Source organism: Streptomyces yangpuensis (assembly GCF_001005295.1).
GTDB lineage: Bacteria > Actinomycetota > Actinomycetes > Streptomycetales > Streptomycetaceae > Streptomyces > Streptomyces yangpuensis.
The window spans coordinates 2,132,726-2,157,557 of the sequence record NZ_LBMK01000002.1 but is presented as its reverse complement, the minus strand read 5'-3'; the positions used below and the strand labels follow the sequence as shown (position 1 = coordinate 2,157,557).

The 24,832-nt window shown below is 71.7% G+C and carries 21 protein-coding genes; 7 read left to right on the top strand and 14 right to left on the bottom strand.

The annotated features are described in order from the left end of the window. Positions 1-3: 3 nt before the first annotated feature. Together AAT21_RS37525 and AAT21_RS14925 are read right to left on the bottom strand one after the other, a co-directional pair. On the bottom strand, positions 4-186 hold the full coding sequence (locus AAT21_RS37525) for a hypothetical protein (RefSeq protein WP_052757795.1): 183 nt from the start codon (positions 184-186) through the stop codon (positions 4-6). Positions 187-341: 155 nt separating this feature from the next. Beyond that, the gene (locus tag AAT21_RS14925; RefSeq protein WP_157879701.1) at positions 342-683 is read right to left on the bottom strand and encodes a hypothetical protein; all 342 of its coding nucleotides are present in this window, start codon (positions 681-683) and stop codon (positions 342-344) included. A gap of 127 nt (positions 684-810) precedes the next feature. On the opposite strand from AAT21_RS14925, the gene AAT21_RS14920 reads away from it, so the two are divergent. Then, positions 811-1,800 (top strand): helix-turn-helix domain-containing protein, encoded by a 990-nt coding sequence (locus AAT21_RS14920; RefSeq protein WP_046777009.1) that lies wholly within the window; start codon positions 811-813, stop codon positions 1,798-1,800. 35 nt (positions 1,801-1,835) lie between these two features. Here the strand turns inward: AAT21_RS14920 and AAT21_RS14915 are convergent, their stop codons facing one another. From AAT21_RS14915 to AAT21_RS14880, 8 genes are all read right to left on the bottom strand, one after another. Beyond that, a complete protein-coding gene (locus AAT21_RS14915) occupies positions 1,836-2,384 on the bottom strand; it encodes an LOG family protein (protein ID WP_052757793.1) in 549 nt (182 codons plus the stop codon). Between the two features lie 92 nt (positions 2,385-2,476). Further along, entirely contained in the window at positions 2,477-3,778 is a 1,302-nt protein-coding gene (locus AAT21_RS14910) for a Zn-dependent hydrolase (protein WP_046777008.1), read from the bottom strand. A 1-nt stretch (position 3,779) separates the two neighbouring features. Then, positions 3,780-5,801: a M13-type metalloendopeptidase gene (locus tag AAT21_RS14905; RefSeq protein ID WP_046777007.1), complete on the bottom strand. Its 2,022-nt coding sequence runs from the start codon at positions 5,799-5,801 to the stop codon at positions 3,780-3,782. After that, a complete protein-coding gene (locus tag AAT21_RS14900; RefSeq protein WP_046777006.1) occupies positions 5,798-7,015 on the bottom strand; it encodes a cupin domain-containing protein in 1,218 nt (405 codons plus the stop codon). The genes AAT21_RS14905 and AAT21_RS14900 overlap by 4 nt, the downstream gene beginning before the upstream one ends. A 409-nt stretch (positions 7,016-7,424) precedes the next feature. Then, a complete protein-coding gene (locus tag AAT21_RS14895) occupies positions 7,425-7,931 on the bottom strand; it encodes a DinB family protein (RefSeq protein WP_107081266.1) in 507 nt (168 codons plus the stop codon). A gap of 34 nt (positions 7,932-7,965) precedes the next feature. Then, the gene (locus tag AAT21_RS14890; RefSeq protein WP_046777005.1) at positions 7,966-9,147 is read right to left on the bottom strand and encodes a cupin domain-containing protein; all 1,182 of its coding nucleotides are present in this window, start codon (positions 9,145-9,147) and stop codon (positions 7,966-7,968) included. Between the two features lie 47 nt (positions 9,148-9,194). Further along, complete coding sequence (locus tag AAT21_RS14885; RefSeq protein ID WP_052757792.1) at positions 9,195-11,189, bottom strand: carbamoyltransferase C-terminal domain-containing protein; 1,995 nt, start codon at positions 11,187-11,189, stop codon at positions 9,195-9,197. Continuing rightward, entirely contained in the window at positions 11,173-13,164 is a 1,992-nt protein-coding gene (locus AAT21_RS14880) for a S9 family peptidase (RefSeq protein WP_046777004.1), read from the bottom strand. Before AAT21_RS14880 ends, AAT21_RS14885 begins: the two co-directional genes overlap by 17 nt. 238 nt (positions 13,165-13,402) lie before the next feature. On the opposite strand from AAT21_RS14880, the gene AAT21_RS14875 reads away from it, so the two are divergent. Beyond that, positions 13,403-14,716: an MFS transporter gene (locus AAT21_RS14875; RefSeq protein ID WP_052757791.1), complete on the top strand. Its 1,314-nt coding sequence runs from the start codon at positions 13,403-13,405 to the stop codon at positions 14,714-14,716. Between the two features lie 17 nt (positions 14,717-14,733). Here AAT21_RS14875 and AAT21_RS14870 read toward each other — a convergent pair whose 3' ends face one another. Continuing rightward, a complete protein-coding gene (locus tag AAT21_RS14870) occupies positions 14,734-15,975 on the bottom strand; it encodes an RNA-guided endonuclease InsQ/TnpB family protein (RefSeq protein ID WP_200904385.1) in 1,242 nt (413 codons plus the stop codon). 29 nt (positions 15,976-16,004) lie between these two features. Between AAT21_RS14870 and AAT21_RS35600 the strand changes: the two genes are divergently transcribed. Beyond that, positions 16,005-16,163 (top strand): Arc family DNA-binding protein, encoded by a 159-nt coding sequence (locus AAT21_RS35600; RefSeq protein ID WP_079025647.1) that lies wholly within the window; start codon positions 16,005-16,007, stop codon positions 16,161-16,163. 132 nt (positions 16,164-16,295) lie between these two features. Beyond that, on the top strand, positions 16,296-17,102 hold the full coding sequence (locus AAT21_RS14865; protein WP_200904403.1) for a class I SAM-dependent methyltransferase: 807 nt from the start codon (positions 16,296-16,298) through the stop codon (positions 17,100-17,102). Between the two features lie 383 nt (positions 17,103-17,485). Here the strand turns inward: AAT21_RS14865 and AAT21_RS14860 are convergent, their stop codons facing one another. Beyond that, positions 17,486-18,433, bottom strand: coding sequence for a hypothetical protein (locus AAT21_RS14860; RefSeq protein ID WP_157879700.1), 948 nt, complete (start codon positions 18,431-18,433; stop codon positions 17,486-17,488). A 383-nt stretch (positions 18,434-18,816) separates the two neighbouring features. Between AAT21_RS14860 and AAT21_RS14855 the strand changes: the two genes are divergently transcribed. The 3 genes from AAT21_RS14855 to AAT21_RS14845 all read left to right on the top strand — a co-directional run bounded on the left by AAT21_RS14855 (position 18,817) and on the right by AAT21_RS14845 (position 23,574). Beyond that, the gene (locus AAT21_RS14855; RefSeq protein WP_046777002.1) at positions 18,817-19,983 is read left to right on the top strand and encodes a S1 family peptidase; all 1,167 of its coding nucleotides are present in this window, start codon (positions 18,817-18,819) and stop codon (positions 19,981-19,983) included. 538 nt (positions 19,984-20,521) lie between these two features. Beyond that, positions 20,522-21,781: a glycoside hydrolase family 16 protein gene (locus AAT21_RS14850; protein ID WP_046777001.1), complete on the top strand. Its 1,260-nt coding sequence runs from the start codon at positions 20,522-20,524 to the stop codon at positions 21,779-21,781. Between the two features lie 128 nt (positions 21,782-21,909). After that, positions 21,910-23,574, top strand: coding sequence for a glycoside hydrolase family 64 protein (locus AAT21_RS14845; RefSeq protein WP_046777000.1), 1,665 nt, complete (start codon positions 21,910-21,912; stop codon positions 23,572-23,574). Positions 23,575-23,735: 161 nt separating this feature from the next. On the opposite strand, the gene AAT21_RS14840 is transcribed toward AAT21_RS14845, so the two are convergent. Together AAT21_RS14840 and AAT21_RS14835 are read right to left on the bottom strand one after the other, a co-directional pair. Further along, positions 23,736-24,233 carry a DUF427 domain-containing protein gene (locus tag AAT21_RS14840; protein ID WP_046776999.1) on the bottom strand — a complete coding sequence of 166 codons (498 nt, stop codon included), beginning with the start codon at positions 24,231-24,233 and terminating at the stop codon, positions 23,736-23,738. Positions 24,234-24,246: 13 nt separating this feature from the next. Further along, on the bottom strand, positions 24,247-24,615 hold the full coding sequence (locus AAT21_RS14835; RefSeq protein WP_079025646.1) for a UBP-type zinc finger domain-containing protein: 369 nt from the start codon (positions 24,613-24,615) through the stop codon (positions 24,247-24,249). Positions 24,616-24,832: the final 217 nt, after the last annotated feature.

Here is a 24,832-nt window from a genome sequence, read left to right as displayed (position 1 = left end):
TCGTCACTGCCAGCCGAGGTCGTCGCCACTCGGACGCTGTTCCGGGGTGGTGCTCACTGCGGCCGACGGGGGTGTCGTCGCGGTCCCGGTGTCGGCGTGGGCGGCGCCCGCCCCGAGGGTGCCGAGGGCCAGGGCTCCGGCGGCGATGGCTCCGCGGATCATGCTGTGGGAGATCTTCGGCGACATGTTGTTCCTGCCTTTTCACCGGACGGGTTTGGTGACGTCCTTGAGTCTGCTCACCGCCCTGAGCTGTGGACAGGGGGGTCGGGACGGGCAAACCGGCCTTGGCATACTCAGTCCAACTTCGCTCAAGGGCAGGTAGACCTCGGGTAAATCGATGGTCAAGCGGACGTCTCCGGTGGCGGGTTGGGCAGGGCCTGCGGCAGCAGCGGAACCTCGGCCCGGAGCAGGGTCCAGCCGGCCAGCGACGGCAGGGCTGTCTGCGCCAGCTGCCACAGGCGCACGGCCGCCGCCTCCGCTTCCGCCAGCGAGACAGCCCGCAGATAGACGCCGACGACCGGGTGGTCTTCGGGCTCGGGGTGCACGCTGACGTGAAGCAGGTCCTCGCGGTCCTCGGCGTAGCCGGTGATGTCCGCCGCAGTGGTGTGCGGGAGCCGGCCGCAGGCCGGCGAGGCCCACAAGTGGATGTGGACGAGGTACATCGAGTGCCGCAAACCCTTCACTTCCGGATGCCGGCGTCTGGAGGTCGTATTCCGGACGCATGTGCCGAGGCCGTATTGATCAGTGGACGGCTGGCCCGTATGTTCGGCGGAATCACGCATCTCATCTCCCGGTCTGGAGTGGCGCTCGATGCTTGACCTGCTCGGACTCGACACGGCGGCCGAATCGGTCTACCGCGGAATTCTGGACGGGCCACAGGATGTACCCGATCTGTGCGCCCGGCTCGGACTGTCCGAGAAGGAAGTCCGCGATGCCCTCGACAGGCTCAGCGCGATGGCCCTGGTGCGCCCGTCGACGGAGGATTCCGGACGGATGCACGCGGTCAGTCCGCACGTCGGCATGGAAATCCTGCTCGCCCGCCAGCAGGCCGAGCTCGCCCACCAGCAGCAACGGCTGGAGGAGAGCCGGGCCGCTGCCGCGCAGCTGATCCTTGAGTACGACGGGCGGAGCGACAGTACTGCCGGGGTGCGCTATTTCGACGGGATCGACTCCATACGCGACCACCTGGCCGTGTTGCGCAGCAAGGTGACCGACGAGCTGCTCACCTTCGCCCCGGGCGGTCCGCAGACCCTGACCAACATGAACGCCTCCCGCCCGCTGAACCAGCAGCTGCTGGAACGGGGGGTGCAGATGCGCACCGTCTATCTGGACTCCATCCGCAGCTGCCCGGACACCATGGAGTATGCCCACTGGCTCTCCGAGCAGGGATGCCAGGTGCGTACGGTGCCCTCGCTGCCCAACCGGGTGATCATCTACGACCGCCGGGCGGCGGTGATAGCCGCCGACACGGGCAACACGGCGGCCGGGGCGGTGGAGGTGACCTCGCAGGGGATGGTGGCCACCCTGCACGTTCTGTTCGAAAGCGTGTGGCAGTCGGCCGAACCGCTGGAAACGTGCAGCCGCCCGGTTCCCGGCGCCCTCAACCGGCAGCAGGCCGAGGCCCTGCGGCTGCTTGCCCAGGGCTACACCGACGAGGCCATCGGCACCCGGCTGGGTGTCTCCCCGCGCACCGCGCGCCGGATCGCCTCCGGCTTGATGGACGCCCTGGACGCTGCCAGCCGTTTCCAGGCCGGCGTGCACGCGGTGCAGCGCGGCTACCTGCCCGACACCCCCGGCTGACCGGTCGGCCCGCGGGGCCGGCCCGCGGCCTGTTTTCACACCGGGGCCAGAACGGCCGCCCCCGGTGCGGCCAGCAGGTCCAGGGCCTCGTCGGCGGTCTCGGCGCTGCGTACGACACCGCGCTCCTGCGCGGTCAGGAAGCCCTCGGTCACCAGGTGGTCGAGCATGGCGAGCATCGGAGCGTAGAAACCGCGGTGGTTGACCACCACGACCGGTTTCTCCATCAGGGAGAGCTGGTTCCAAGTGGCCACCTCCATCAGCTCGTCCATGGTGCCGATCCCCCCGGGCAGTACGGCGAAGCCTGTGGAGAGCCGGTACATGAGCGCCTTGCGCTGGTGCATCGAGCGCACCACGAAAGTCTCGCCGCGTGCCCGGTCTGCGCGCTCCCGTTCGTAGAGGCTGCGTGGGAGCACCCCGGTGACGGTGCCGCCGCCGGCCAGCACCCCGTCCGCGACCGCCCCCATCACGCCCGCTCCCCCGGCCCCGTAGACCAGGTCCCGGCCGCGCCGGGCGAGTTCGTACCCGAAGGCACGGGCGAACGCGACGTGGTCCTCGCTCGCTCCGGGGCGGGCGCCGCAGAACACTGCGATCCGTTTGCTCCTGGTGACTGGCGTCTGCGTGAGCCCTTGCTCCCCGGCATTGCCCGTACTCCCGACCGGACCGCCTCCCGGCCGGTTCACAGCACTGTCCCGTCGGCCACCCGCAGGGCGGTGCGCAGCAGCACCCGGGCTCCGGCCACCAGGTCCTCCGGCCGGCTGTTCTCCTCGGGTACATGGCTGATCCCGCCGAGGCTCGGGACGAAGATCATCCCGATCGGGGCGAGGTCCGCCACCACTTGGGCGTCGTGGCCCGCCCCGCTGGGCAGTACCTCGTGTGACAGATGCAGCCCGTCCGCGCTCTGCTCGATCGCCGCGCGAAGCCGCAGGTCTGCGGAGACCGGGTCCGAGCGGGTCTCGGCCACCACTTCGATCTCGGTGCCGGTGGACAGCTCGATCGATCGGAGCATCCGGCGCAGCACCTGTTCGGCGCCTGTCATCCGCCACACGTCGGTGTCGCGCAAGTCCACCGTCAGGCGGACGGCGCCGGCGATGGTGTTCGGGGTGTTGGGGTGCGGGTCGAGGCGGCCCACGGTGGCCACCCGGCACAGTCGGCGTTCCGTTGCCAGGTTCTCCGTCGCCAGTACCACCCGGGCCGCAGCCGCCATCGCGTCGCGCCGCCCCACCATGGGGCTGGTCCCCGAGTGCCCGGCGCTGCCACGTACCTCCAGGGTGAGCACGGTCCGGCCGGTGATGGCTTCCACCACGCCGATCCGGTTGCCGCTGCGCTCCAGTACCGGTCCCTGCTCCACGTGGAGTTCCAGGTAGGCGGCGATCGAGCCGGCCGGCCAGCAGGCGCTTCCCAGCGCGTCCAGGTCACCGCCGGCACGCCGCAGTGCTTCGCGCAGCGGCCTGTTGTGGTGGTCGGCGGGTTCCTGGGGCAGTGCGGCCAGCCGTCCTGCGACGGCCATGGATCCCCAGAACGGCTGGGGGAACAGGGCTCCCTCTTCGTTGGCGAAGGCCACCGCAACCGGCTCGCAGACGGTGTCCAGCCCGGAATCGGCGAGGGTCTGCACCACCTCCAGGGCGGCCAGGACCCCGTATGCGCCGTCCAGCCGTCCGCCGTTGACCACGGTGTCCAGGTGTGAGCCCATCATCAGCACCTGCCGTTCGCCGGTCTCATCGCCGGCGGAGCTGGGCAGGCAGGCGCGGACCACGATGTTCCCGGCGGCGTCGACCGACGGGGTCAGCCCGGCCGCCCGGGCCTGGTCCATCAGGTAGGCACGCCCCTGGCGGTCCGCGGCGCTGAAGCCCTCGCGTGTGATGCCTCCCGTCACCGGGTCGGCGCCGATGCGTGCCAGCTCGGCGACGCGCCGCAGCAGACGGTCCGGGTCGATGTCCAGGGTGCGCTGTCCGCCCCGCTCCAGTACCTGGTCGCTCATCTCACTCGCTCCTCGGCGCCATCAGCGTGAACCGGTAGGCCGGCCGGATGTACATGCGGTCTCCCTCGCCGACCCCGAACGCTTCGTAGAAGCCGGGTATGTGGCCGAGGACGCCGTTGCAGCGGAATCGGGGTGGTGCGTGTGTGTCGTTCTCCAGGCGCTCACGCATCCGCTCCGGGGTGCGCTTTCCACGCCACATCGACGCCCACAGCACGAAGAACCGGCGCAGTTCCCGGTGGCGGGCGGCTCCGGTCACCCCGCAGGAGGCCAGGTGCTCGTCGAACGCTGCCTGCGCCACCGTCAGACCGGCGATGTCGGCGATGTTCTCGGCCAGTGTGCGGGTCCCGCTGACCCGGCGGCCGCCGGGTCCCTCGGGCGCGTAGCGGTCGTACTGAGCCGCCAGCGTGGCGGTACGGCGGTCGAACTCGGCGCGGTCGGCGCCGGTGCGCCAGGCACGGACGAAGGCGTGCGCCATTTCGTGGCAGACGATCGCGCCGAGCACCGCGTGGTCGCGGGCCGGGTCGGCCCCGGCGGTGAACACCGGGGGCCGCAGGAGTCCGGCCGGGACGACGACCTGGTTGAGTCCGTGCCGGTAGTAGGCGGTGACGGCCTGCGGCAGGACCCGCCATTCGGCCGGGTCCGGCGGGCCGGCGAGCCGGCTCAGCTGGTGGGCGAAGAGCCGGGCCCGGCCGCGCTTGACGTTGCCCATCAGGTCGGCGGGGTCGGTGACCAGCGGGCCGGGTTCGGCCGGGGGGCCGGGCCGGCCGGGACGGGGGTGGCCCGGGTGGCCGGCAGCAGGGCCGCCGAGGTCGAAGCGCATGCCGGCCAGCAGTGCCAGGTCCGCCGCCCGGCCTGCGGGGCTCTGCCAGTCGGCTCCGGCCAGCCGGTCGCGGAAAGCGGTGGCGAGCCGGTTCACCAGGGCGGTGGCGGCTTGAAGGGTGTGCGGGTCCAGGTGGGTGCGCAGGTAGCGGGCGCCGACCAGGTCGCCTGCGGCGGTCTGGACGAAGGCGGTGGCCCGCAACCGGCGCGGCCAGGGCCGGCGGACGCCGGTCAGGTCCCGCCAGTAGAAGCTGAAGTGCTCGCAGAACATCCGGCGTGGCCCGAACGGGGCCATCTCGTGGACGTAGCGCCAGGACAGCCAGAGCCGCAGTGACTCCAGCGGGGTGGTGGCCCACCAGTGTTCGAGGGCATCCAGAAAGCCGGCGGACCGGATCCGCACTCGGGCAGCACCGGGGACCGGGCCGAGCTCCTCCAGCCACTCCGGCCAGGGGAAGCCGCGGTCCCGGTGGGCCAGCTCGGCGGCAGTGCCGGGCACCGGGGCGGTGTCAGGGGCACCGGCACCCGTGCTGTCCGGCGGGATGTGCCCGCCGGACAGCAGGGTTTCCGCCCGCAGGACGCGGGCCGCGGCCGGTTCGGCGTCGGGCAGCCCGGCGAGGGAGAGCATCGCCGCCACATGGACGGCGTACCGCTCGCGCAGGCGCCCGCTGCGCGCCTCGCGGTACAGCGAGGCGGAAGGCAGGCCGAGGCCGGAGGGGGTGAGGTCGAGTACGTACTCCTGCGCGTCGACGGTGACGGCGGGGGCGGCGGCGCCGGTCACGCCCTGTGCCTGAAGCCGTCCCAGCACCCGGGCGAGTGCCCGTCGGTCGGGCGCGGTCCGGATCGCGAGCAGGTCGCCGGCAAGGGCGCCGACGCCGAGTTCCTCGATCCGCGGTTCGTCCATGAAGCTCGTGTACAGGTCGGTGATGCGGCGCCCGTCCGGGTCGGTGCCGGGGGCCCGTACCAGGGCGGCGACCTCTTCCTGCACCTGCTCGGCGAGGAGGGACAGCATGGTGGCCTCGGCCCGGTGCTCGGGCAGGACGAACCCTTCGGCCCAGCGGCCCGATGCGTACTGGTGGAAGTCGTCCTGCGGGCGGACCGACAGGTCGAGCAGGGGGGGCTCGGTGCCGTGGGCCTCGGCAGCGGGATCGAGGAGTGCGGCGGACGGGCGGACGGGGGCCCAGGCAGCGGCTGGGGCGGTGGTCATCGGTCCACGCTCCCCGCCCCTGCGGGGGCCGGTTCCAGCAGGCCGAGCCGGGTGAGGGACTCGGCGGCGCGCACGGAGCGCGGGGCGGGGGCGCCCTGGAGCAGTTCCCCGGCCTGGACCGATCCGCCCTCTTCGAGCAGACGCAGGGTGGCGGCCACCGCATCCGGGACGGCAAGGGTGTGGCCGTTGACGGTCAGCTGCGTTCGGCCGCCGTCGCTCGGGCCGATCGCGACCGGGATCTTGCTGCGCCGCAGCGGGTCTTGCGGGGAGAGCCCGCAGAGGGAGGCCAGCCGCTCGAACTCACGGGGCCGGAAGGCGCCCGCCCGCTCCTGGCCCGCTGTGGTGAGCCGTGCCGCCTCCGCGGCGGGGGCCACCTGGGCCAGCCGTTCGGTGAGCAGTCCGAGCTTGGCGGCGAGCGCGGTGGCGGACGGGCCGTCGTCCGTGCCCGTGCCGCCCAGGTAGGGGACGGTGGCGAACTCCTCGTCGGCGGTCAGCGCGTCCACCGTCTCGCGCAGCAGGTCCCGCCAGCGGCGCGGGGTGACGGTGACCGATACGTGCAGGGAGACCAGGTCGCCGGCAGCGGCGGCGTGCGGGGTGCCGTGCGGCAGGTAGAGCACGTCGCCGGGGTGGAGGGTGGTTTCCAGAGCGGGCTCGCCGAGAGTGCCGTCGGGGTAGGTGGCAGGGTCGCTGCGGCGTTCGCCCGTCGGGTTCCAGACCCGCCAGCGCTTGGTGCCCTCCGTCTGCACGACGAACACGTCCACCGGGTCGTGGTGCGGGGCGTAGCCGTCGTGGCCGGCGGGAGTGAGGAAGGCGACCGCCTCGGCCGGGGCGGCGAAGGTCTGTGTGAACGCCTGAACCAGGTGGCGGGCGGAGGGCAGGAAGTGGTGGAGGTAATTCCAGGTGACGGTGCCGCCGGAGCGGAACAGCTCGTAGACCTGCTCGGGCACGACGGCCTCGGTGAGTGCCGCGCCGTGCTCGGCGGCCACCCTGGTGTAGGCCTTGCCGGGGATGCCCTGGCCTCCGCGGGCCACGCGGATGTAGGCGGGGTGCACGGTCTCCATGGCGACGAGGTCGTCGAGCCGGCCGACCGACACCAGTTCCCGGGCTCGGGCGGCGTCCAGCGCCCCGCGGCGCAGCATCGGGCGCTCGCCGAAGTGCCGTGCGAAGAACTCCTCGGTGTCTCCGACCAGTTCCTCGAAGGTCCAGTCCGTCACGATCCCGTCTCCTGTTCGCGTCCCTGTGTGCCTGGGGCTGTGCGGGCCAAAGGGGCGGCCGGAGCCGCCCCTTATGCCGCGACCGGCTGTTACTGGATGTTCACGTGGTACGCGGTGGCCAGCAGCTCGGCGGAGGTCTCGATGAACTCGATGTCGTCGTAGGTGTTCTCCATGACAATCAACTCCCTTTTTTTGTGGCCGGGTTGTTCCCGGCGTTGATGAAATGTTGCCCCGCGGACGGGATTGCGGTCAACGAATGCCGGTGGTGTTCAACCTGTTCAACCGATGCCGCGTGCGCACTTGAACGGAATCACGGAAGGAAGTGGAGCGGAAAAGCAGAGAAGCCGTGCCTCGCTGCCGGGAAGGGCAGTGAGGCACGGCTTGAAAGGGTTTTGCAGGTAACGAGAGTTCAGACCCCGGTGGTGCCGTCGATTCCCTCGCGGAGGAAATCAGCGTGCCCGTTGTGCCGGGCGTATTCGTGGATCATGTGGAGCATCACCCAGCGGAGCGAGACGTCGAGGCCGCGACGACGCTCGTGGACCACGAGCTCCAGGGAGCCGGCCTCCGTCTCGATGCGCCGGGCGTGCTCGACCTCGGCCCGCCAGGCGGCGAATGCCGCGGGCACGTTCGCGTCGTCGGCCTCGTAGGCCGTCTGGAAGTTGAAGTCTTCGGACCACACCAGCGGGATGTCCTGCCCGTCGACCACCCGGCGGAACCATGAGCGTTCCACTTCGGCCATATGCCGGACCAGGCCCAGCAGGGTGAGGGTGGAGGGTGGCATGGAGCGTGTGCGGAGCTGGTCGTCGGACAGGCCGGCACACTTCAGTTCAAGGGTCTGCCGGTGGAATTCCAGGTGGGCGCGGAGCATCTCGCGCTCGTCGGCGACGGTGGGCGGAGAAGGTCGTTCGATGGTCACAGCCGGATCCTCTCATCCGGATGGCGGGCCCGGTTCAGGCTGCTACCTCCAACAGGCCGATCCTGGCCAGGCCTTGGGCGGTGCGGGTGGCCCGCTCGGCGGGGACCCCGGGGAACACGCTGGCGGCGGACATCTGTTCGCCCACCGCGAGGCCCGCCAGGCTGACGGCCACCGGCTCGGGCACGGCGATCCGGTGCCCGTTGACGGTGAGCTGGACCCGTCCGTGGTCGGGAGTGTCGAATTCGACGGTGGCGGCGGTGCGGCGCATCGGCGTGTCCGGTTCCAGGGCGTCGAGGCGGGCGGTGGTCCGGAAGGTGTTCCCGGCGGAGTTGCCGGGCATCCGGCGGCCGAGCTCGGCCAGCCGGTCCAGCTCCGGTCCGGGGGCGAGGGTGGCCAGACGCCCGGCAACGGCTCGCAGCTTCTCGGTGAACAGCGTCTCGGTGCCGGCCGTACGGTCCGCGCCGATGAACGGGAACTCGTTGAACTCCGGGTCCCGGACCAGCTCCTCGAAGGTCTGCTTGAGCAGGTCCTTCCACATCCGCGGGCGGATCATGATGGAGAGGTGGACCGAGGCCAGTTCCTCGGCGGCGGCCGCGTGCGGGGTGTCGTACGGCAGGTAGAGAACGTCGCCGGGCTCCAGCAGGACGTCGATGACCGGCTCGCCCAGCTGCTCGGCGGTGTAGGAGGCCGCCTCACCGCGGCGTACCTCGGCCGGGTTCCACAGCCGCCACCGCTTGGTGCCCTCGGTCTGCACGATGAACAGGTCGACCGGGTCGTGGTGCGGGGAGAAGCCCTGCTTGCCGGCCGGGGTCAGAAAGGCCACGCAGTCGGTCTTGGCGCCGAACCGGTCGCTGATGACGCGGGTGAAGTCGCGCAGGGAGGTGTCGAGGTGGTTCAGGGAGCTCCACACGATGGTGGCGCCGGCCCGGAACAGCTCGTAGACCTTCTCCGGGACGATGGCGTCGGTGAGGTCGGTGCCCTGGACGGTGATGGTCCGGGTGAACCCCTGGTCGGGGACGCCGGCGCCCTTGAGGTTGGCCCGCAGGTAGGGCGGTCGGATGATCTCGAGCTGGACCAGCTCGTCGAGCCGGCGCAGCGAGAGGATGTCCTGGGGGGCTTTCAGCGCGCCCTTGCGCAGCAGCGGCTTCCTGTTGAAGTACTCGGCGAAGAATTCCTTCTCGTCGCCGACCAGGTCGGCGAAGGTGTGGTGCGTCATGGGCGTAGTCCGTTCCAGGTGTCCCGGATCTTCTCCGGAGAGGGGTGTCAGTGGCGGAGGGCGGGCGCGTCGCCGAAAACCGTGCCCGGGCCGTGGTCGCGGCGGAACTGCTCGAGGTTCTGCGCGAACGCCGGGTCCTTCGAGGCGACCCGTTCGGCGAGCAGCCGGATGCGGTTGGGGGTCCAGGTGTCCGGGTCGGCGAGGAGCTGCGGGGTGCCCGTGAGGAGCAGCAGGCCGGCTTCGGTGTGGCCGCGGTCGAGCCAGGACTGCCAGATCGCGTCGCGGTCGGCCTCCTGCCCGGCGAAGTATGCGGTGGCCCGGGGGTGCGGGCCGGCCGGGGGGACGGCGTCGGCGGTGCCGGGCTCGTGGAGCAGCACGCGGCGGCCGGCCAGGTAGACGATCCGGATGCCCTTGCGGACGGCGAAGTTCAGTGCCTGTGCAGCGGTATCGGCGATCGGCTCCCCCTTGTCGTTGAGGGAGGTGTTGCACACGATCGGTACCCCGGTGGCGTCCCGGAACGCCTCGATCGCCCGGTACAGCAGCGGGTTGTCGGCGGCGGTCAGGGTCTGGTGGCGAGCGGTGCCGTCGAGGTGGAGGACGGCCGGTATCCGGTCCCGGGCTTCGGGGCGGACCCGGGCGGCCTCCAGCATGTAGGGGGAGGGGCGGTCCTGCTCGAACCAGTCGCCGGCGTGCTCGGCGAGCACGACAGGGGCGACCGGACGCCACCACTGGCGCTGCTTGTACTCGTTGAGGAGGTCCTTGACCTTCCCCGAGCGGGGGTCTCCGAGGAGGCTTCGGTGGCCGAGGGCGCGTGGTCCCATCTCGGCGGCGCCGTCCGCCCAGACCACCACCGAGTCGGTGAGGTCCTCGGCGAACCGCTCCGGTGTGAAGTCCTCGACCTGCTCGACGAACGGGGCGAAGGCGGCGAGCGCCTCGTCGATCTCATCGGTGCGCAGGTCATTGCCCTGGTAGGCCGTGGTGATCTTGAGGTCGGCGGTGTCGAGGGCACCGCTCGTCCAGAGTCCGAGCAGGCCCAGGCCCAGAGCTACGCCGGAGTCGTTGGCGCAGGGCGGGGTCAGCAGGCCCCGGAACCGGTACCGCTCCAGCATCCGTGTGTTGGCCTGCACGTTGAGGGCGAAGCCGCCGCTGACGCAGAGGTAGCCGTCCTCGGGGCGCACGCCTCCCAGGGCGGCGAGTCGGTCCACGGTGCGGGCCATGATCAGCTCGCAGCATTCCTGGACCACCTTCATCACGGCGCTGTGCAGGTTCTCCTCGGCGGTGAACCTCGGGTCGGGGGCGGTGTCGGCCAGCTGCCGTTCCGCCTCCGCGAGCACTCGCCGGACCAGGCCGAACGCGTCGGCCCAGGGCTGCACATGCCCGCCGAAGAAGGTGAGGTCGCCGAGTTCGGCGGCCGCGTCGAGGCCGGCTGTGGTGTCGCAGGCGGAGGCGAGTGCCATCAGGGTGCCCGGCTCCTTGCCCAGCACCCTGTCGGCGGCGTGGTAGAGCGGTGCGGGCGACTCGATCGAGGCGAAGGTGATGTCGCCGCGGACCGATACGCATCCGGCGTAGTAGGCGCCGGGCAGCTCCCGCTCCAGGACCAGGTCGGGGGCGGCGTCCACGGCGAGCCCGATGATCACCGACTCCTTGAACAGCCGGGTGTCCGTCATCAGTCCGCTGAACAGGTGGCCCAGGCTGTGCAGCGGCAGTCCCTCGGCTCCCTGGGGCAGCTGGAGCGGCTGGTGGCCGGGCAGGCCGGGGGTGCCCCAGCTGACGGTGACGTCGGCGGGGGTGAGGCCCTCGCCGGCCAGCAGATGGGCCAGGAAGGCCTCGGCCCGCTCGGCCGTGTAGAGCGGCCAGGAGTGGTGCTTCTGGCCGCTGATCCGTTCCAGCTCCCAGTGCCGGACCAGTTCGACCCGGTCGGCGGTGCGCCGCCACAGCGAGAGGTTGTGGTCGTGGCGCGGGGAGATGACGGCCCGTTCGCCGGGCGGAGTGAGATAGGTGGAGAGGATGTACTCGGCGGGCTGGTCAGCGTGCGGGGGCACAGTCGTCCTCCTCGGGCATCTGGCGGGACCACCAGTCGAGAATCGCCTCGTAGCGGGCGACCCGGTGGCTGGGCAGACCGGTGCGGGACATGTCGTGCCCCTCGCCGGGGAACAGCAGCAGCTCCACGGGTACCCCGCGCATCTTCAGCGCGACGAACATCCGCTGTGCCTGCTCCATGGGGGTGTGCCGGTCCTCCTCGGACTGGATGAACATCATCGGGATGTCGATCTGGTCGGCGTAGCTGATCGGGCTGAGCTCCGCCCACCGGGCGGTGTCGGCGCCGTAGAGGGCGATGGAGTTGTTGACCCCGTCGTCGGCCGAGCCGAAGTGGCTGTCGATGGCGTAGCAGCCGCGTTCGCCCATCGCCGCCCGGAACCGCTTGCCGTGATGGGCGGCCAGCCAGGCCGACATGTAGCCGCCGAACGAGCCGCCCTGGACGCCGACGCGGCCGGCGTCCAGGGAGCTGTCGCGCAGCGCGTGGTCCAGCAGGGCCAGCAGGTCGGGGGCGGTCCGGCGGGCCAGGTCGTCGGCGGCCCAGCGGCCGTGCGCCTGCCCGTACCCGGAGGTGCCGCGCGGGTTGCCGAGGACCACCGCGTAGCCGGCGCGGGCGTAGACCTGCGCTTCCTCGAACGAGGCGGGCCCGTTGAGGGTGTAGCCCCACTGGGTGTACGGGCCACCCTTGATCTGGAGCAGCACGGGGTGCGGCCCGGGGCCCTGCGGACGGACCAGCCAGCCCTGGAGGGGGTATCCGTCCTCGGTGTGCGCGGTGAACTCCTCGATGGGCCGCAGCCGTGCGCGGGCCCGCAGTTCTGCGCCGAAGGAGGTCAGTTCGCGTTCGGCGCCGTCGCGCAGCAGGGTGAGGTCGCCGGCGCTCTCGGCGCAGGACAGTACGGCGGCCACGGTGGTGGTGCCGTCCGGGGCCTCGGCGACCGCGAACCCGTTGACCTGGCGAGGGCCGGTGACGACCGGGCGGGGTTCGCCACCGTCGTAGGGCACGAGGACCAGGTGGACCTCGCCGTGCCAGTCGTTGGGGAAGTACACCCCGTCCCGGCCGGCCTGGATCATCAGGGAGGAGAAGCTCAGGTGGTGGGTCTCGGGGTCGGTGAGCCGGACCGGGTCGGCGGAGCCGTCGCTGAGGACCGACCACAGGCCGTAGCTGCTGGCGCCCCGGGCGCGGCCGTCCGCGGTGAGGGTCTCGGCGGCGAAGTAGACCTTCCTGCCGTCCGGGGAGAACGTCGGACAGCTCATTTCCAGGCCGCCCCGTGTGAGCGGGCGCTGGCCGGTGCCGTCGGGGGCGCACACCCACACGTCACGGCGGAGGTCGTCGGCGTGCCCGGGGTGGCGGCCGGAGACGAAGGTGAGCAGGGAACCGTCCGGGCTCCAGGCCACCTCGTCGTGGTCGAAGGGGCCGGAGGTGAGCTGGGCGGCGGCCGGGGCAGCAGCGAAGGCGCCGGTGGCGAACGGGGCGGTGACGAACACGTGGCGGGGCCGGTCGAAGGTGAACCCGAGGCCGTCCGCCATGAAGCGCAGTGCGGTGATCCGGCGCGGCCGCTCCTTGCCCGGCGGTACGCCGGGCAGATACCGGCCCGGCTCGGGCACCCGGGCCGTGAAGGCGAGCCGGGTGCCGTCCGGGCTCCACGCCGGCTGACCGGCGCCCAGTGGGAGGTCCGTCACGGGGAACGGGTCGCCGCCGTCCATGGGGAGCAGGTGGATCTGGGCGGGACCACCTCCGGGCAGCGGGCGCAGGAAGGCGAGCCAGCGTCCGTCCGGGGAGAAGGCCGGGGCACTGTCGTAGGGGCCCCGGGTGAGCCGACGGGCCGGCGTGGACCCGTCGGTCGCGGCCACCCACAGCTCGGTCGCGTTGGCATCGGCGGCCACGTCGGGCGCCGTCACGCTGACGGCAGCCAGACGTCCGTCGCCGGACAGGGTGGGCCGTCCCAGTATTCGCAGCAGATCGATATCCGTAGGGAGCATGGACGGAAAATTAGGGGTGGAATCCGAATATCCTCAACCGCGTTCAACTGCGCCGTTCAACTGCGCCTTCGGCCTCCTGGCTGGTGTTCAACCGCGGTAATGCGGCGGTTGAACGGGGAAGTTGAGCAGGCCACGGATGTTCGGCATCATCATGCGCTCCTGCCCGCCGACCGCAGATGGTGAGGTCTCCGCAATGACCCGAGCAAAAGGCCTCCCCAGGGGGGCGCTGAAGGGTCCGTTGGCGAACCGGGATTTCCGGCGGCTGTGGACCGCCGGATTCGTCTCGGAGACCGGCGACTGGATCTTCATGATCGCCATGCCGGTGTTCGTCTACCAGCTCACCGGCTCGGTCACGGCTACCGCGACCAACTTCATCCTGGAGTTGCTGCCGGGTCTGCTGCTGTCGCCGGTGGCCGGGGTGCTCGCGGACCGCTGGGACCGGCGTCGGCTGATGATCGGCGTGAGCCTGCTTCAAGTGCTGGTACTGCTGCCACTGCTCGCCGTCGACGGGCCCGGCCAGCTGTATCTGGTCAACCTGGTCACCTGCGCGCAGGCGGCACTGGCCACCGTCTTCCAGCCCGCCAAGTACGCGCTGCTGCCTTCGGTGGTCGCCCCGCAGGATGTCGCGGCCGCCAACGGCCTGGCCAGCCTCAACGGCAACCTGGCGCGGCTGCTGGGCGCCTCCTGCGGCGGGTTCGTGGTGGCTGGGCTCGGGCTGCCGGGAGTCCTGGTCATCGACGCGGCCTCCTTCCTGGTGGCGGTGGCGCTGCTGTCCCGCCCCTTCGGGGTGCCGCAGCGGGCTGCGGTGCGGGAGCCGGTGTGGCGGGCCTGGGTGGCCGGGCTCCGGGAGATCAGCAGCCGGCGCGGGCTGCGGCTGATGGTGCTCCCGGTGGGGCTGATCGGCCTGGCGCAGGGCCTGTTCGCCGTGCTGTTCATCGTTTTCGTGACCGAACGGCTGGGCGGCGGCGAGGGCGAAACCGGTCTGCTGCGCGGGGTCCAGGCGATCGGCGGCATCGCGGGCGGGGCATTGATCGGCACGCTGGCCCGTCGCACCGATCCCGGCCGACTGCTGGGCCGGGCGCTGCTGGTGTTCTCCGCCATGACCGCCTTCACCTGGAACAGCGCGTACGTGAGCACCGCGATCTGGTTCCAGGCGGCGCTGTTCGCGGTGCTGGGTGCCCCGGGGATCGGGGTGTTCGCGGGCCGGATGGCAATCGTGCAACTGCACACCTCGGACGCCACCCGCGGGCGGGTCCTGGCCAGTTTCCAGAGCGTGTTCGATGGGTTCACGGCCCTGGGCATGGCGCTGGCCGGCGCCCTGGCCGGGCTGCTCGGGCTGCCGTTCGCGCTCGACGTCCAGGCCGCGCTGCTGGGCGTGGCCGGGCTGTTGGCGCTGTGGCACTTCCGGCCCGGGACACGGACGGCGGAGCCGGCCGAGCCGCACGCCGGTGCGGCAACGGGCACTGGGGCGGCGAGCACCGCCGGCACACCGGACCGGGCACCGTCGCCCGCGCCCGCGTCCTCACCCGCGTCCTCACCCGCTGCTCCCTGATTGACATCCTCCCCGTCCTAAAGGACGGGGATTCCTGGCTCACGTTGGCCGGGGACCAGCGGTCCACCGGCGCTTACACGATCAGCACCAGCCGGGTTGAGACCAGCCCGGACGAGCATCACGCGGGCGGAGTTCTTGTCCCTGGGGGACACGGCTCCGCACGCGGTGCAGGCGTAGGTACGTTCCGAAAGAGGTAGTGCGTGCTTGGTTCTCGCTCCGCACTGCGCGCAGTCCATGGTGGTGTGCGCGGGGTTCACGAGGCGGATGTCCCGCCCGTGTTTGCGGCCCATCTCGATCAGGGCCGTCTTGGTGGCGCCGATCGCGGCGTCGGCTGCTCTGCGGGCCATGGTGGTCTTGGCGAGGAACTTCGGCCGGAAGTCCTCGACGGCGATCACGTCGTGGTCGCGGACGATGCGCTTGGCCCACTTGCGGCCGGTGTCCTGGCGCTGCCGGGCGGTCTTCTTGGAGACCTTCGCGGCGGCGGTGCGGGCCTTGCGGTAGCCGGCGGTGTCGGGCCGGTTCTTCGGGGTGGCGCGGCGGGCCATCATCCGCTGGTAGCGGGCCAGCTTCTGCGCGGCGGTCTTCCCGTGCTGCGGGTGGGGGAGGTCGTGGGCGTCGGAGGTGGTGGTGGCGGTCTCGCGGACGCCCCAGTCGATGCCGATGGCCCGGCTGGCAGCGGGCAGCGGCTGCGTCTCGACGGCGACGACGAACGAGGCGTACCAGTGGCCGAGGCTGTCGCGGCAGACGCGGACCGACGTCGGGTCGGCGGGCAGCTCGCGGGACCACACCACGGTCAGCACAATGCCGCCGGCCAGGTGCAGGCGCCCGTCCTTGAGGCGGAACCCGCGGCGGGTGTAGTTCAGCGACGGCGCGGACTCCCGCTTGCGCTTGATGCGGGGCATCCCGGCGCGCTGCCGCATCGGAAGCCGGGCCTTGATGTCCTTGAGCGCCTTCGCGCGGGACTTGGCGAAGTCCCGGATGATCTGCTGCTGCGGCACCGACGCGCCCTCGCGCAGCCAGGCCATCGCGGTGCGGGCCTCCGTCAGCATCCTGTCGAGCTGCGCCGGGCCGCACGTCGTCTTCTCGCCGGTCTCCCGGTTCGCGGCGTGGACCTTGCGGGACATGGCCACGCACTCGTTCCACACCCACCGGCAGCGCGCCCACTCGGCTTCCAGACCGGCCCGCGCGGTGGACGGCACACGCAGGCGGTAGGTGTACCGGGCGTGCCCGGTCTCCTCCGCCAGTCGTGGTGTCGCCATGGTGTCACCCTAGCACTACGATCAAGGGCATGGATCATGAATCACGCATCACGCTGCGCCTCCCCGCCGACCTCCACGCATGGCTGGTCGCCCAGGCGAAGGCCGCCCACCGGTCACTCAACTCCGAGATCGTCCACCGACTTGAGGGCGAGCGCGCCGCCACCCGGGATCACGCCGAATCGCCCTGACGGCGATTCGGCTTTCCCTGCCCTGCTCCGCAGGAGTCCGATTCCTCCCCGGCCTGAAGGCCGGGGCATCCTCGGAGGAACCCGGTGAATCACTCCAAGCTCCTCGCCAAGGCTCCTTCGCTCGCGGCCGGCATGGCCGCCGCCGATCACAGCCCGGACACCCAGCTGTCCCAGACTCGCCACCGCGCCGCGCTCGTGGCGGGCTGGCACATCGCACCCGGCTCAACCGTCCTCGAGCTGGGCTGCGGCCAGGGCGACATGACCGCCGTCCTTGCGGAGGCGGTGGGGCCCGAAGGGCGCGTGGTGGCCGTCGACGTGGCCGCACCCTCCTACGGGGCACCGGTCACGATCGGAGAATCGGCGGCCCGGCTCGCGGCGGGCCCTCTCGGGCCACGCATCGACTTCCGCTTCGGCACCGACGTCCTCGACCCGTCAGCCGGCTTTCCCGACAGCACCTTCGACCATGTGGTGCTCGCACATTGCTCCTGGTACTTCACCTCGCTCGGACAACTGCGCGACACGCTGGCCCGGGTACGGCCGTGGGCGCGGCGACTGTGGTTCACCGAGTGGGACCTGACGCCTGCCTGCGACGACCAGTTGGCGCACCTGCTCGCCGTACTGATCCAGGGACAGACCGGGGCCGCGGGATCGCCCGGCCAGGGCAACGTCCGCACGCCCTTCTCCCGCGAGAGCCTGCTCCGTCTCCTGCCCGGGGCCGGCTGGACGGCCGACAGCAGCGAGCCGGTCGACACCCGGGAACTCCAGGACGGCGACTGGGAAATCGCAGCCTGCCTCGACCTGGTGGAAAGGGATGAGCGGCTGGCCGCGCTGCCCGAGCCGGTACGACAGCTCGTCCTGAGCCAGGCCGACGTTCTCCGGGCCATCGCCAAGCCGCGCGGCAACCGTGCGCTCGCCGCGTATTCGGTCACCGCACACTGACAAGCCCGCTCGAGGGCGTCCTGGCAGCCCTGGACTCCCTCGCCGCGTTCCCCGGTGAGGTCCCTGCCCGGGACGGCCTCGGGAAGAAGGTGCTCGACGCCGGCTTCCGGACGCGGACTTCTGCGGAGCGCCGCGGCCCGTACGGTTCGAACTGCCGGTGGACCTGCTTCGCAGACAGGGGCAGAGCAGCACCGCGTTGCCGCGCGAGTGCCGCACGCGACAGGGCCGACCCGCACGCACCGGGCCGGCCCTGTTGCCGTTCCCGGCCCGGGCAGGCACACCCCCGCACCGGCCGCAACGTCGACTTTGTGCAACACCCTTCAGGGCCTGCTCCGGGCTCCGGTCGTGTGGGGGGGGTGCTGAGCGCTGCCGCGTCGGCGGGGTCAGTTGGGCAGCTGTACGTTCCAGGTGCGGTTGCCCGCCGCGTGGTGGTTGACCTGCACGGCCTCCTCCGGGTTCTCCGCGTCGAAGGCGGACGTGACGCGGTGCGTCATCTCGTCGCTCTCCCAGAACGGCTCGGCCTTGGTGAAGCGGCCGCCCTGCTTCTTGCGGACCTTCCAGCGGAACCGGACCGTGTAGTCGACGAGGAAGTAGCCGGCCGACATGCGTGTGGTGGTGGAGAAGCCGGGGTTGTCGACGAAGCTGATCCGGTCGGCGTCCTTGACGATGGTGCCGTCCTCGTCGTTGTACGGGGGGCGGAAGGGGCCGTCCACGCCCCAGGCGCGGCGGGGTGCCTTCTTGGGCTGGTAATTCACCGACGTCGGAACGATCTGGCGGCTTTCGTCGGAGACCTCCTGCCAGAAGTCGTACGCGTCTGCCGCGGGCGTTTGCATCCCGTCCGCGCGGCGCAGCGTTGCCGTCTGTTCGAAGCCGATGTTGTTGTTGCCGTTCAGCGACTGCTGCTCGTCTCCGTCGTAGCTGGAGGTGAAGACAAGGGTCGGATTGCCGATCTCTTCCTCGGCCCTCTTTTCCTTGCCCTTCACCAAGGGCGCCGCGCCGGCCCTGCCGCTGCGGGTGGCCCGGGTGGCCGCTCCTGCCTCGGTCTTCTGCTGGCTGGCCGGGGGGCTTTCGCCGCGCTCGACGACCTCGTCCTGGGTGCGTTTTCTGTTGCGCGCACCGGGCGCGGCGTGCGGCACCTTCGGCCCGGCCGGTCCCTGCGCGATCATCCGCCCGAGCGTCGCGTTGCCCACCGAGCGCTGCATGGCCGTGGCCATGGCCGGATTGACCGGTCGGAATTCCGGCGCGACCTGCCGGCCCCCGTACGGATCCGCTGCGCGTCGGTTCGCCTTCGTCGCGACCTCGGCCTCTTCCCGGTCCTTGCGTAATGGCACGGCGCACACTCCCCGCGTGTAGACAGTCCGCCCGAAGGACGCTATCGGCATGGCCGGGAGCGCAGGAGGGGCACCACAGCGCTGCTGGGGGCAGCATGAATGCCCGCGAGGGACAGCCGCCCCGGGATGAGACCTGCGCAGCACGTCGCTTTCTGTCCCACCGGCAAGTCCACCGGCCCGGGCAGTGCAGGTGACCCGATCGGCGCGGCGGAGGAGGAAGCGACGGCGAGCTGGCGGCGGGCACAGCCTGGTCCCGTTGCGCGGGTCCCGCCACGGCGGAACCGGAATTTGGTATGGACCTGTCAAATCAGGTCGGCTAGCGTAGCGCCCGACACTCCCTGAGAGCGCTCTCAAGCGTTCGGTCCCCCACACCAGGAGGTCTCGTGCAACACACCGCCCCCTTACGCGCCGCCGTCGCCGCACTGCTCCTGACCGTCGGCCTGGGCGCCGCCCACGCCGGCGCGGCGAGCGCCGTCCCGCTTCCGGAGCCCGCCGCGGCATCGTCCGCCGCAGCGCCGTCCGCCTCGGCCGGGCTGCTCGACGCGATGCGCCGGGACCTCGGGCTCACCGCTTCCCGGGCCGAGGAACGGCTGCGCGCGGAAAAGGCCGCCGCGGCCCTGGAGAAGACCGCACGCCAGGCCGCGGGTGGTGCGTACGGCGGCTCCTGGTACGAGCCGTCCACCGGCCGGCTCGTGGTCGCGGTGACCGACCGCGCGGAGGAGTCCGAGGTGCGGGCACTGGGCGCCGACACCCGCCTCGTCCGGCACAGCGCCGCAGCGCTGGACCGCGCCAAAGCGCGCCTGGACACGCTGGGCGCGCCCACCGGGGTGGCCGGCTGGCACGTCGACCCGCGGACCAACAGCGTCGTCGTCACGGTCGTACGTGCCGAGCGGGAAGCCCCCGCCGTACGGGCGTTCGTCGACCGGGCCCGGGCCGGCAGCCCCGTCACCGTCGCCGAGACGGCGCAGGCGCCCCGTACGTACGCCGCGGGCACCGTCGGCGGCGACCCGTACTACACCGGCAACGTCCGCTGTTCGATCGGCTTCTCCGTGCACGGCGGCTTCGTGACGGCTGGGCACTGCGGGCGGGCGGGGGCCGCCGTGCGCGGCTGGGACGGGTCCGCGATGGGCACCTTCCGGGGATCCTCGTTCCCCGGCGACGACTACGCGTACGTCGCCGTCCACAGCGGCTGGTGGACGGTACCGGTGGTGCTCGGCTGGGGCACCATCCCGGACCAGCTGGTACGCGGCTCCGCCGAGGCACCCGTGGGCGCCTCGGTCTGCCGGTCGGGGTCCACGACGCGCTGGCACTGCGGCACCGTCCTCGCCAGGAACGAGACCGTCAACTACAGCCAGGGCGCCGTCCACCAGATGACGAAGACCAGCGTCTGCGCCGAGGGAGGCGACTCCGGCGGCTCGTTCCTCAGCGGGGACCAGGCCCAGGGCGTCACCTCCGGCGGCTGGGGCAACTGCTCGTCCGGCGGCCAGACGTGGTTCCAGCCGGTCAACGAAATCCTCGGCCGCTACGGCCTGACGCTGCACACCGCCTGACCCTGCACACGCCTGAGGCCGGCGCGGCGGCAGGTCCTTCCGGGCGCGAGCACCCGCAAGGACCTGCCGCCCGGCTTCCCGTACGGGGCCGGCGGCGCCGCTCGCCGAGGTGTCTGCGGTGTCGCGGGCCGGCGCCGGTGCACCGATCGACGGGCTGCGCGGCGCCGGACACCTGCGCAGGAACGAGGAACCGCCGGCCTGGGCCGGGTGCGAGGGCGGGAGCACGCGGTCCGGACGCCCGCGCGGAGTACCCGCGGCGGCCGTCCGGCCGACGATCACGCGGGGCTCCGCTTCACACATCTCTGCATCAAGCCAGCCTTAAGAGATCGTTAAGCCGCGGGCCGCGCGAGAAATCCGCAGGTCAGAGACGTGCGAAGAGCAACGCCCCACGTTGCCATGGCGGTTACCCCTCCGTAATACTCACTGCCTCGGGTGACGTTGCGTCACGTTTGAGAGCGCTCTCGTACCTCTCTGTCATTCTTCACGGCTCGCCCGGCCCGGCGCCTCTTCTCCCCCACCCAGACAAGGAACCATGCCCATGGCTGCTGCTCATCGCGCACGTCGCCGCTCTCTCGGCGGCGTGGTGCTCCTCGTGACCACCGCCCTGGTCGCGGCGGTGCTCATGTCCCTCACCCGTTCGGTCGCCCCGCCCGCCGGTGCCGCAGTTGCCGCGCAGACCTGGTCCGACGAATTCGACGGCCCCGCCGGCCGCGCTCCTGACGCCGCCAAGTGGACGCTCGAAACGGGCGGTTCGGGCTTCGGCAACCGCGAGCTGCAGTACTACACCAACAGCACCTCGAACGCCGCGCTCGACGGCCGGGGCAACCTCGTCATCACCGCGCGGAAGAACGCCGACGCCGGCCTCGGCTGCTGGTACGGGCAGTGCCAGTACACCTCGGCCCGGCTGAACACCGCCAAGACCTTCACCCAGGCGTACGGCCGCTTCGAGGCCCGCATCAAAATCCCGCGCGGCCAGGGCATCTGGCCCGCCTTCTGGATGCTGGGCAACGACCTCGGCAGCGTGGGCTGGCCGGGCAGCGGCGAGATCGACATCATGGAGAACATCGGCCGCGAACCCAGCACCGTGCACGGTACGGTGCACGGCCCCGGCTACTCCGGAGCGGGCGGCCTCGGCGCCGCGTACAACCTGCCCGACGGCCGTGCCTTCGCCGACGACTTCCACGTGTTCGCCGTCGACTGGAGCCCGAACTCCCTCGTCTGGTCGGTGGACGGCACCCCGTACAAGACGCTCACGCCGGCCGACACCGGTGGCAACAAGTGGGTCTTCGACCACCCGTTCTTCGTCATCCTCAACCTGGCGGTCGGTGGGGACTGGCCCGGCAGCCCGGACGCCTCCACGTCCTTCCCGCAGACGATGACCGTCGACTATGTCCGCGCCTCCTCCGCAAGTGCCCCGGCCGCACGCCCGATCCGTGGCATCGGTGGCATGTGCGTCGACGTCGCCGGCGGCTCCGACGCCGACCGCACCCCCATCCAGCTGCACGACTGCACCGGCAGCGCGGCCCAGCAGTGGACCATCGGGGGCGACGGCACCGTCCGCGCCCTCGGCAAGTGCCTGGACGTCGCGGGCGGCTCCACCGCCGACGGCGCCGTCGTCCAGCTCTACACCTGCAACGGCACCAACGCCCAGAAGTGGACGTACACCGCCGCCCGTGACCTCACCAACACCGGTGCGGGCAAGTGCCTGGATGCCAAGGGCAACTCCTCCGCCGACGGCACCCGGTTGCAGACCTGGACCTGCACCGGCGCCGCCAACCAGAAGTGGACGGCCGGCTGACCCACCGGCCCCGCCGCCCTCCCTTCTCCCCCGTCCTCCCTTCTCCCCCGTCCCCGCGTCCGACCGCTCCCCCGCCCGACCTCACGAAGAACGGAACCGCCACCGTGACGGCTCGCCACCAGCGAACCATGCCCCGTAGAAAACTCCTCGCCGCGACAGCGGGCCTGGCCCTGGCCGTGCCCGCCGCGGCGGCCTGGCTCGAGATGGGCGCCAACGCGTCCACCACCGGCACGCTCCCCCTGGACCTGGTGAACACCACCGGCAACAGCACGGTGTACGCCTATGTGCTCGGCCGTGACCCCGCGGCCGGCGGCACCTGGGCCTTCATCCGGGCCGACGGCTTCAGCCTGTACCACCCGCCGGCTCCGGCCAACGACCAGACCCCGCTCGGGGTCGACTGTGCCATCGCGCTGAACGCGTCCGGCGCCGGAGCGCGGAGGGTGACGCTGCCCCGCCTGGACAGCGGCCGTATCTACTTCTCCGTCGGCGCGAAGCTCACCTTCCTGGTGAACCGCGGCGGCGGTCTGGCCCTGCCGTCGGTGAGCAACCCTTCCGACCCCAACGCGAACGTCGCTCACGACTTCTGCGAATTCACCTTCAACAGCGACCAGTTGTACGCCAACATCACGTTCGTCGACATGGTCTCGCTGCCGATCGCCTTCCAGCTGGAGACCGGCCAGGGCACCCAGACGGTGCGCGGGCTGCCCGCCGACGGACTGTCGAAGGTCGCCGCCGCGCTGCGGGCCCAGTCCGCCGCCGACGGCAGCGACTGGAGCCGGCTGATCGTCACCGCGGGCGGCCGCGACGTGCGCGTACTCAGCCCCAACCTGGCGATCCGCGGCAACAACGCCTTGTTCCGAGGCTACTTCGACGGCTACGTGGACGAGGTGTGGAACAAGTACCGCTCCACCGACCTGCGCATCGACACCCAGTTCACCTGGGGAACCGTCACCGGCCGGGTGAACGGCGATGTCCTCGTCTTCCCCGGAGTCGGCAGCTTCGCCAAGCCGTCCACCCTTTCGGTCTTCTCCTGCAGCGACGCGCCCTTCACCACGGGCAACGACCTGATGGGCAATCTCAGCGCACGGCTCGCCGCCGCCTTCAACCGCACCACCCTGCTGGACAACCCCCACCAGCCGACCGCCGAGAAGCCCGCCGCCTTCTACACCCGGCCGCGCACCAACCACTACGCCCGCATCCTGCACAACACCACGCCCGACCATCTCGGGTACGCCTTCCCGTACGACGACGTGCACCCGGCCGGAGTCGACTTCGAGGGCAAGGTGCAGTCCGGCACCCCCGGCCGCTGGACCATCACAGTCGGCGGTGTGGCCGGCGGCGGCACACCGGCCCCGACGCCGACCGCCACCGCCCCGGGCGGCGGGGCCGGCGCCTTCACCACCATCCAGGCCGAGGCGTTCCATGCCCAGTCCGGAGCACAGGTCGAGGCCTGCTCCGACGGCGGCGGCGGATCCGCCGTCGGCCATCTGTCCAACGGCGACTGGCTCAAGTTCTCGGCCGTCGCCTTCGGCTCCACCGGCGCCACCCGCTTCCACGCCCGCGTCGCCTCAGGGGCCGCCGGCGGAGTGAGCGGCCTGGTCCAGGTCCGCCTCGGCAGCCCCACAGCCACCCCGGTCGGCGGCTTCGCCGTCGCCAACACCGGCGGCTGGCAGGCCTGGCGCACCGTCCCCGCCGACATCCGCCGCACCACCGGAACCCACGACGTCTATCTGACCTTCGACAGCGGCCAGTCCTCCGACTTCGTCAACGTCAACTGGTTCTCCTTCGCCTAGGCCGTCTCTCTCGGATCTTGCCGATCAAGCCCGCGCAAGATCCGGAAGGGACCAGACAGTCCGGCGCAAGGGTGCGGATCTCGTCGGGGCGACGGCCGGTGCCGACGGGGAGTTCGGTCGCCACACGAATACCCGGAGCCGGGGCGGGAGCCGGGGCCGCATCACCAGCCCCAGCTCCCGGGCACGCCCTTGAAGGGGCCCGTGATCCCGTCCGTGATCCACCCGCCGTAGAAGCCGCCCGGCTGGGCCCGGACCCGCTCGCCGTCCACCGTGCACGTGTCGACCCGGTCGGCGTGGAACGCCAGATGCCCGGCGATCGGCGCGTAGTCCGGGCGCGGGGCCTCGTAGCTCCAGGCGATGGGGGCCGCGGACGGGTGGCCGAGCTCCGGGCCGAGGTTCCAGTAGGTGGCGGTGCCCTTCCACTCGCACACGCTCCGGTGCTCCGAGGCCCGGAGGAGTTCCATGCGCACGTCGGCCCGCGGTACGTAGAACACCGGCGGGTGGCTGGTCTCCAGGACGCGGACACAGCGCCGGGAGTCGGCCAGCGGCACGCCCGCGTGCCACACCATGACGTGCCGGGTGTCGGGCTCGATCCGGGGCGGGCGCGGATAGTCCCACACCGATTCCGTGCCCGGCGTGGCCGCGCCGTTCGTTCCCATTGGGGGCCTCCCATCAGTACCGCTCCCCGCCTGTCGGTGGGTCCGCCGCGTCGGGCCGGGCCCGGACCAGGAAGACCTCGTCCGGGAAGCACCAGGCCCAGTCCTCGTCCGGCGCGAGGGACACGGCCACGGGGTGGCCGCTGCGCGCATGGTGCCCGTAGGAGTGGCGGCCCGGGGAACTGTCGCAGCATCCGACGTATCCGCAGGTCACGCACTGCCGCAGCCTGACCCAGGGCGCCCCGTGGGGCGCGCACCCCCGGCATCCGGCGGACGGCGCGGCCCCGGGCGCGCCGCTCTCCTCCAGCAGGCCGAGGTGAGAGCACGCGCGTCCCTCCGGACGGCCTGCGTCGGGAGCGACCTCCCACCGCTCGGCTTCGCCCATCGGGCCTCCGTTCCACGATCGCACCGCGTCCGCCGCTCGCGGACTCCAGCGTCCTTCTTCGGCGGGAGCGGCGCGGACGGATGCGCCCGCAACGCCACCCGAAGGGTGGACGGGTTGTCCGTGTCCACGATCTTCGTCAACTTGACCCGGCCCTGAAGGACCGGGCTTGGAGGTAGTGCCCAGCTGGATGCTGGGGTGGACTCCTCCGTCCAGACAC

Bases quoted from the DNA above. Each gene is read 5' to 3' on its own strand.
- AAT21_RS37525 (WP_052757795.1), bottom strand. From the start codon at position 186: ATGTCGCCGAAGATCTCCCACAGCATGATCCGCGGAGCCATCGCCGCC.
- AAT21_RS14920 (WP_046777009.1), top strand. From the start codon at position 811: ATGCTTGACCTGCTCGGACTCGACACGGCGGCCGAATCGGTCTACCGC.
- AAT21_RS14910 (WP_046777008.1), bottom strand. From the start codon at position 3,778: ATGAGCGACCAGGTACTGGAGCGGGGCGGACAGCGCACCCTGGACATC.
- AAT21_RS14905 (WP_046777007.1), bottom strand. From the start codon at position 5,801: ATGACCACCGCCCCAGCCGCTGCCTGGGCCCCCGTCCGCCCGTCCGCC.
- AAT21_RS14890 (WP_046777005.1), bottom strand. From the start codon at position 9,147: ATGACGCACCACACCTTCGCCGACCTGGTCGGCGACGAGAAGGAATTC.
- AAT21_RS14880 (WP_046777004.1), bottom strand. From the start codon at position 13,164: ATGCTCCCTACGGATATCGATCTGCTGCGAATACTGGGACGGCCCACC.
- AAT21_RS14870 (WP_200904385.1), bottom strand. From the start codon at position 15,975: ATGGCGACACCACGACTGGCGGAGGAGACCGGGCACGCCCGGTACACC.
- AAT21_RS35600 (WP_079025647.1), top strand. From the start codon at position 16,005: ATGGATCATGAATCACGCATCACGCTGCGCCTCCCCGCCGACCTCCAC.
- AAT21_RS14865 (WP_200904403.1), top strand. From the start codon at position 16,296: ATGGCCGCCGCCGATCACAGCCCGGACACCCAGCTGTCCCAGACTCGC.
- AAT21_RS14850 (WP_046777001.1), top strand. From the start codon at position 20,522: ATGGCTGCTGCTCATCGCGCACGTCGCCGCTCTCTCGGCGGCGTGGTG.
- AAT21_RS14845 (WP_046777000.1), top strand. From the start codon at position 21,910: ATGCCCCGTAGAAAACTCCTCGCCGCGACAGCGGGCCTGGCCCTGGCC.
- AAT21_RS14840 (WP_046776999.1), bottom strand. From the start codon at position 24,233: ATGGGAACGAACGGCGCGGCCACGCCGGGCACGGAATCGGTGTGGGAC.
- AAT21_RS14835 (WP_079025646.1), bottom strand. From the start codon at position 24,615: ATGGGCGAAGCCGAGCGGTGGGAGGTCGCTCCCGACGCAGGCCGTCCG.